General features: G+C 58.5%; 11 protein-coding genes. All 11 read right to left on the bottom strand.

Features of this window, described 5'->3' with window-relative positions; translation table 11 throughout:
• Window positions 1-109 precede the first annotated feature (109 nt).
• Window positions 110-532: a RusA family crossover junction endodeoxyribonuclease gene (locus HII33_RS13555; protein ID WP_179396343.1), complete on the bottom strand. Its 423-nt coding sequence runs from the start codon at window positions 530-532 to the stop codon at window positions 110-112.
• Window positions 529-756: a hypothetical protein gene (locus HII33_RS13550; RefSeq protein WP_179396342.1), complete on the bottom strand. Its 228-nt coding sequence runs from the start codon at window positions 754-756 to the stop codon at window positions 529-531. The genes HII33_RS13555 and HII33_RS13550 overlap by 4 nt, the downstream gene beginning before the upstream one ends.
• A complete protein-coding gene (locus tag HII33_RS13545) occupies window positions 753-1,007 on the bottom strand; it encodes a hypothetical protein (protein ID WP_179396341.1) in 255 nt (84 codons plus the stop codon). The genes HII33_RS13550 and HII33_RS13545 overlap by 4 nt, the downstream gene beginning before the upstream one ends.
• On the bottom strand, window positions 997-1,389 hold the full coding sequence (locus HII33_RS13540; protein ID WP_179396340.1) for a hypothetical protein: 393 nt from the start codon (window positions 1,387-1,389) through the stop codon (window positions 997-999). Before HII33_RS13540 ends, HII33_RS13545 begins: the two co-directional genes overlap by 11 nt.
• A 110-nt stretch (window positions 1,390-1,499) precedes the next feature.
• Window positions 1,500-1,775, bottom strand: coding sequence for an SMI1/KNR4 family protein (locus tag HII33_RS13535; protein WP_179396339.1), 276 nt, complete (start codon window positions 1,773-1,775; stop codon window positions 1,500-1,502).
• Window positions 1,775-2,188, bottom strand: coding sequence for a hypothetical protein (locus tag HII33_RS13530; RefSeq protein WP_179396338.1), 414 nt, complete (start codon window positions 2,186-2,188; stop codon window positions 1,775-1,777). Before HII33_RS13530 ends, HII33_RS13535 begins: the two co-directional genes overlap by 1 nt.
• Window positions 2,175-2,729, bottom strand: coding sequence for a DUF1642 domain-containing protein (locus HII33_RS13525; protein WP_179396337.1), 555 nt, complete (start codon window positions 2,727-2,729; stop codon window positions 2,175-2,177). Before HII33_RS13525 ends, HII33_RS13530 begins: the two co-directional genes overlap by 14 nt.
• Before the next feature lie 35 nt (window positions 2,730-2,764).
• Window positions 2,765-3,592, bottom strand: coding sequence for an ATP-binding protein (locus HII33_RS13520; protein ID WP_179396336.1), 828 nt, complete (start codon window positions 3,590-3,592; stop codon window positions 2,765-2,767).
• A gap of 11 nt (window positions 3,593-3,603) precedes the next feature.
• Window positions 3,604-4,419: a DnaD domain-containing protein gene (locus HII33_RS13515; protein WP_179396335.1), complete on the bottom strand. Its 816-nt coding sequence runs from the start codon at window positions 4,417-4,419 to the stop codon at window positions 3,604-3,606.
• Between the two features lie 117 nt (window positions 4,420-4,536).
• Window positions 4,537-5,418: a recombinase RecT gene (locus tag HII33_RS13510; protein WP_179396334.1), complete on the bottom strand. Its 882-nt coding sequence runs from the start codon at window positions 5,416-5,418 to the stop codon at window positions 4,537-4,539.
• Entirely contained in the window at window positions 5,418-5,636 is a 219-nt protein-coding gene (locus HII33_RS13505) for a hypothetical protein (RefSeq protein ID WP_179396333.1), read from the bottom strand. The genes HII33_RS13510 and HII33_RS13505 overlap by 1 nt, the downstream gene beginning before the upstream one ends.
• Window positions 5,637-5,755 lie beyond the last annotated feature (119 nt).

The following is a 5,755-nucleotide window of genomic DNA, read 5'->3' as shown; positions in this document are numbered from 1 at the left end:
TTCGACGGGATGCGCACCTTGAGCTCCATCACCTGGTCGTCGTTGACGGTCTTCTCGGTGGCGGTGAGTACGGTGCCGGTTACCTTGATGCTGTTGTCTTTCAGTTCTGTCATGATTCTTCCTCCAGTTGAGTGATTGAGATTTCGACGTGTGGATCCACGCTGTAAAACTTGCTGATGTGGGCGTCGACGATCTGCGCGTCATCCACCCACACGAGCCCAGTCAGCGGGTCAGTGATCGCCTTGAAATAGTTGTCGATGTCGCCCTTGACCGTGGGTCGAATCAGGCCCCCGGCTTTTGCGGCCCTTACAGCCTTGCTGCCGGCCTTCTGGATTGGCCGGTAGACTTTCACGTCGCAGGCGATTGCACCGGCCACAGGCGGTCCCTGGTACTGTCTCCCGGCTTCCTCCGCCACGTGAGCCTTGTAGTCCTTCGAGGTCTTCGGGTCGTAGGCGGTGGTGAAACTGCCTCGCCGGGCGAAGCGCGGCCGCCCCTGCGGCACCGGCTCGCCAGAAATAACTAACTTGATCATCGTGCACCTCCCTGCGTGGTCCCGGCGGGGACGTCCATGATCACCAGGACGACTACTCGCCCACCGAGGTCCTCGGCCAGGCTCTCAGCATGTGCTCGAGCATATAGCATCCCTGCCAGCCGTGGATCCTTCACCCAGGCGGCTAGTCGCAATTCACCGTCAACCTTCTGGAGCCGAGCAAACCGCCGATCGGGCCGCTGAATCATATAAAGCCGATCACTCATAGGCGCCCCTCCGTCACATCTACCCAGCCAAAGACGCGTTCCGTGGTCCAGCGCGAGCCGAGCGGCGGGCGCCCGTCTTCTGGTGTCTTCTCCCACGCCTCCAGCTCAATGCGATTGAGCTTCTCTACCCGCTTGGCCGCCTTCGAGGGCTCGAAGTAGACGCGCTTATCGAAGGCCAGTAGATGGCGCCCTGTGATCTTGGCCGCCGCCCACATCGGCGGCGTCATGTCCAGTCGTGGGTCACTTGCCATCGTCATTCACCTCCCGAATGATCTTCAGCTGGTCAGTAAACTCATAAGTCTTGTTGGCAGTGATATAGCGTGATTCCCAGAAGTAGTCGTCGAAAGGCTGATCTGGCGCATAGGCCTGCCAGTCAACGACTGCCTCCCGCAGCAGGTCGGCACCGCTAGACTTGAAGTGATCGCCCTCTTCGCAGAAGGTTGTGCCGGTCTCGCGCAGTGCGGTCAGACCATGGCGGCGGATCTCATCATCGGTCAGCTCGAGCCGGTAGCGCTTGAGGATGGCGGGTCGGGCTTGGTCGCCTACGATGGCAAGCTCACCCGCCTTGTCGATAGCAAAGTGCTGCGTGCCGTAATCACCAGGCTTCAGCCCTGGCACCTTAATTTTTGTCATCTCGCACCTCCGGTGTGATATACCGCCCCTCGCGTTCCTCGCGGTCTTCCAGCTCACGCAGAAGTCCCAGCGCCATAGCAAGCAACCAGAACCTGTCTTCCTTCATCGGACTACTCACCGTCGGTCACCTCCCACGTCACGCTCAGCGCTCGGGTACTCTTGGTAATATATGGCTTTAGGTGTTCAACCACCGTCAATGCAAACGCCTTGCTTCCACAGTGAATCGATTTTTGCGGAAGGTCGAAGCCATGCCACTCTTGAGCGCCAACCTTGTTTGCGCTCACGCTGTTGTGCGCGCTCATAAAGTCACGCTCATCTTCCGGCAATTCAAATCCACATGCGTTTTCTAGTTCCTTGATACTCAAGTTTCCCAATCGAAGTCCCATCAGTCAATCACCTCGACCTTCTTGATTGCCTTGACCCAATCCGGGGCCGCGTCAATGTCGGCCTGGGTGACGGCGAAATAGCAAACATCATTCGGATCTGTAATGTCATATCGGTCTTTACTGCCATGCCAGGAACCGTAGTCTTCGCGAATCGCGACATGCATAGCTGTGCTTGTTTCTTTTGCTGTCCCGTCTGGCATCGGCAGGACGAACCGCTTCGGCTTCTTTAGACTATTCACCCGCTTGCCGTCGATGTATACGGCGATCGGACCGGTCCAGGTGTCGATGTGAACCTCAGTGATTTCGCCACTTACGGTGATGATGTCAGGCTCATAAAGATGGGATTCTATCGTCTGGACACTCCCGTCGTTGATTTCCACCCCGTGCTCACGACCAATGTCAATTCTTGTCATTAGATGCCTCCACTTTTTCGCAGTCGCCCAGTCCGTAGTGCTCGATTTCGGCGGCTGTAAACTCGACCCAGGCGCCTTCTGAATCACTCTGAGCTACGCCAAGGTCGTCGACGTCTTCGACTTTGAAGTAAATCAGTGTCTTGGCGTGTGGTACCTTGACGATCCACCGCTTCGGCTTCTCGACCGTGTAGCCGTTCACATAGGCGCGCATCAGGCGGTCTTCAAGAAGCACCTCATCATCTGCCTGTCGTTCATGCTCGTATGCATATTTTGCTATGACTGATGCGGGACGCCACACGGTTGTGTTTTTGGCCCTTTTCAGCATCTCCGCTTCCGCATCGCTCACCACGACCGGCTTCGGGGTCTCGATCAGCTCTCCAAGCTCGACGACTCGGCCGCCGCAACGCTCTGCGTCCCCCTGTGCAGAGGTCTGCACGGTGTAACGGGCAGCCGAGGCTAGATCCTCAGTCCACTCGGCAACGATGATGCTGTTGGCGCCTAGGTACAGGCCATCCGTGTTCTTGATTGCGTACATGCTCATGTTTTGTTCCCTCCTTCTTTTGTTAAAGATGCGTCTCATCCGTGCACCTCCTGCCGCTGATCGGCGATGCCGCGCACGGCGAAGGTGTTACCCTGCGCGTGACTCGACATGCGAGACATGGTGCGCTCGTCGAAGGTCGCCTTGAGCTGCGTCCCGGTCATGTTGGTCGTGATGATCGTGGTCTCGTCCTCACGCAGCCGGAAGATCTGGTCAACCAGGGCGACGTCGTACTCGGTGCCGCGCTCGGCGCCTAGGTCGTCGATGACCACCACGTCTGCCTGCCCGATTTGGTGCATGATGTCGTCGGCGTGCCTGCGCACATCATCCTGGCCGTCGTGGATCGACGTCTTACGCAGCTCGATCAGCTTGGGCAGGTCGACGAACATGCACATCAGCTTCCAGTCTGACTTCTGCATCACCTCCAGCAGAATGCCATTTGCAATGTGGCTCTTGCCAGTGCCGGCGGTGCCGATCAGCAGCGCGTGGATCTTCTTGCCCTGGACGATCTGGTTGGCCACCCCGTGGGCGAAGGTCAGCATGCGCTGCTGCCCGTCGTTGGCGGCCACAAAGTTGTGAAAGTCTTTGGCCACAATGGCCATGTTACCCAGCACAGAATGCTCGCGGTAGTATGCCAGGCTCTTGTTCTTGCGTGCCTGGCGCTGCAGCTCCGGCGCACGCTTGGCGCGGGCCCCACGTTCTGTGGGTGGCTGCATGTAGCCGCAGTGGATGCAGGCGCCGGCCATCTTTTTGCCGGTCTCACGGCTCAGCACCTTGGGACGCAGTAGTTGCTTGCCGCACTCTGGGCAAGGCATGTCGAACGTCTCTAGCGCGGCGAAACGCCCCGCGGTTGTCTCTAGGTCCATTTGCTGTCCTCCTAAAAAGGTAGGTCCTCATCGGTGAAGACGTGGCCTTCGATTGGTGCCCGAGTGTTTGGTCGCCGGCCGGTCCCGGGCCGCTTTGCCGCGCGCTGCGCCGCACGCTCTGCCTCGAACGCGTCCACCGCCTCCGGGGTAGTGAAGCCTTTACCTTCCCAGTTGCGCAGCACGCCGTTGACGTAGCCGTAGTTGCGCGCGCCGTTGTCTATGGCCACCGACATGGCCTTGATCAGCAGCTGGTTGGCTGACGCCTCGCTCGCGCCGATCGCCTGCAGGTCCTTGACCCAGAAGTCGAGGTCTTGCATGACCTTGGGCGCCATCGGGCCGAAGCCGTTTTGCTGCCAAAAATCCAGGACGTCGGAACGCGCTGACGATGATGATGACTCTTTCTTTGAGTTATTAGAGTTCTTTATTGTGTCCACCTGCTGTCCGCTTGCTGTCCGCCTTGTGTCCACTAGTTGTCCACCCGGCTGGTACAGGTCGTAGTTAATCACAGTGATGACGCTGTATCTGGCGTTCGTTTGGATGTCCACCATTCCTAAATCTCGAAATTTTTTCAGCCAGCGATTGATACTTGTGGGCGACAGCATGTGTTCACGTGTCACGCCTTGGTTGTACTCGGATGCCAGTGCGACGCGGCCCGTGACGAATTGTCCTCTGTCCACCCTCACTTCTTTGCCGTTGAACAGGAACTTGTTCTCAGAGAACCCGGCCTTGAAAAGAATCAGCAGCCACAGCTTGAGGACGTAAGGGTTGGCCCAGACAAACGACGTCTGAATCTTCCGCTGCAGTGCAATCCATCCCCCGTCTGCCATAAGCTCACCTCCTACCAGGCGCTGTAGACTTCGCGGGTGCTCTGGCAAAGGAAGTCGCCATCACCGATGTAGGCAGCGTCCTGCTTGCCGCAGATCGCGCAGATTTCACACTGCTCGCTATCCATTGGAGACCTCCCCAGCCTCTTGACTGTTGAAGAAGGCGTCGGCCTTCGCCGCGATGCCCGGGTCGACCGCGTCCTCTTCGGCTGCGTTGCCGGCCCACTTTGGATCGTCCGACAGCTCGCCGGTCTCGGCGTCGTAGACCTGTGGCCGCTCGTCCTTGACCACGGCGTCCTGCATTTCGATCGACAGGATGCCCCACTTGCTGAGCATGTTGCGGATCACCGTCTTGGTGGCCATGGCCTCGTAGTTGGACTTCCAGGTGCCGCTTGGCTTGCCGTTGTAGTTGCCAGACTTGGAGAACTTGACGCGGTGCGCGTCCATCTCTTCCGCCGTCCAGTAGACCGTCTTCTCGAAACCGTTGATCAGCTCGAAGTGGCCGAAGTACCCGACGACCTTGTCGCTGATCTTCTCGCCGCGCTCGTAGTGGCCGGTGAATCGATCCCAGTTGGTCATCTCGCCCTCGTACACCGGGCCGGCCTCGATGGCCTTGTACTGCCCGCTGCGAAGCGCCAACTGGATGTAGCCCTTATAGCCCATCTGCGGCTGTGCGCGCTTGATATAGCTGCCGTTAGCCTGCTTCTCGTTGAACGGCACGATGTACATATAGCCCAGATTCGGGTCGATCGGCAGATCGAGGGTCGCGGCGACCATGGCGGAGCTGATCACGCTCATACCGTCAACACCCTGCAGCGGCTGCGAACTGTTGACCAGGTTGACGATCGAGCTCATAAACTGCGGTGCCTTGGCCCCCATGACTTCGCCGAAGCGGTGCTTCATGCTGTCACTGTTGAGTAGGCTCTTGACCATCTTACCTGCGCCGTTACCGGACTGAGCGACGGCCCCGCTGACCGTCTTTGCTAAGCTACTACTTGCCATCAGTCTTCCTCCTTGGCGTCATCTGACGTTGTTTGAATCGCCAGCACTTCTCCTGGCTTGACGTACTCGATTGTCGATAGTGAGGCGTGATTGTCGTTGTAGCCATCGCCGGCTTCTACGCTGATCAGGTTGCCATCGCGGTCAGTGGTGACACTCACGCGCTCGACTATCGCCGTGAACACGCGTCCATCAAGGGCTGTGACTGTAATTTTCTTCATGAGTTTTCCTTCTTTCGTGTGATGCGCAGGGCCCGTGCCCCGCGCTTGTTTGCCTTGTTGGTGACCTTCCACAGCGCCGTCTCGCCGACGGTGGCGTCGCCGATCGCGGCGCGCAGCTG

Origin of the sequence: Lacticaseibacillus absianus, assembly GCF_013407595.1 — a bacterium.
Classification (GTDB): domain Bacteria; phylum Bacillota; class Bacilli; order Lactobacillales; family Lactobacillaceae; genus Lacticaseibacillus; species Lacticaseibacillus absianus.
The sequence above is the reverse complement of the archived record's forward strand: the minus strand, read 5'-3'. Positions and strand labels throughout refer to the sequence as shown.

What these genes read in the sequence shown, in the direction of transcription:
- HII33_RS13555 (WP_179396343.1), bottom strand. Translation starts at nt 532, where the DNA reads ATGATCAAGTTAGTTATTTCTGGCGAGCCGGTGCCGCAGGGGCGGCCG.
- HII33_RS13550 (WP_179396342.1), bottom strand. Translation starts at nt 756, where the DNA reads ATGAGTGATCGGCTTTATATGATTCAGCGGCCCGATCGGCGGTTTGCT.
- HII33_RS13545 (WP_179396341.1), bottom strand. Translation starts at nt 1,007, where the DNA reads ATGGCAAGTGACCCACGACTGGACATGACGCCGCCGATGTGGGCGGCG.
- HII33_RS13540 (WP_179396340.1), bottom strand. Translation starts at nt 1,389, where the DNA reads ATGACAAAAATTAAGGTGCCAGGGCTGAAGCCTGGTGATTACGGCACG.
- HII33_RS13535 (WP_179396339.1), bottom strand. Translation starts at nt 1,775, where the DNA reads ATGGGACTTCGATTGGGAAACTTGAGTATCAAGGAACTAGAAAACGCA.
- HII33_RS13530 (WP_179396338.1), bottom strand. Translation starts at nt 2,188, where the DNA reads ATGACAAGAATTGACATTGGTCGTGAGCACGGGGTGGAAATCAACGAC.
- HII33_RS13525 (WP_179396337.1), bottom strand. Translation starts at nt 2,729, where the DNA reads ATGAGCATGTACGCAATCAAGAACACGGATGGCCTGTACCTAGGCGCC.
- HII33_RS13520 (WP_179396336.1), bottom strand. Translation starts at nt 3,592, where the DNA reads ATGGACCTAGAGACAACCGCGGGGCGTTTCGCCGCGCTAGAGACGTTC.
- HII33_RS13515 (WP_179396335.1), bottom strand. Translation starts at nt 4,419, where the DNA reads ATGGCAGACGGGGGATGGATTGCACTGCAGCGGAAGATTCAGACGTCG.
- HII33_RS13510 (WP_179396334.1), bottom strand. Translation starts at nt 5,418, where the DNA reads ATGGCAAGTAGTAGCTTAGCAAAGACGGTCAGCGGGGCCGTCGCTCAG.
- HII33_RS13505 (WP_179396333.1), bottom strand. Translation starts at nt 5,636, where the DNA reads ATGAAGAAAATTACAGTCACAGCCCTTGATGGACGCGTGTTCACGGCG.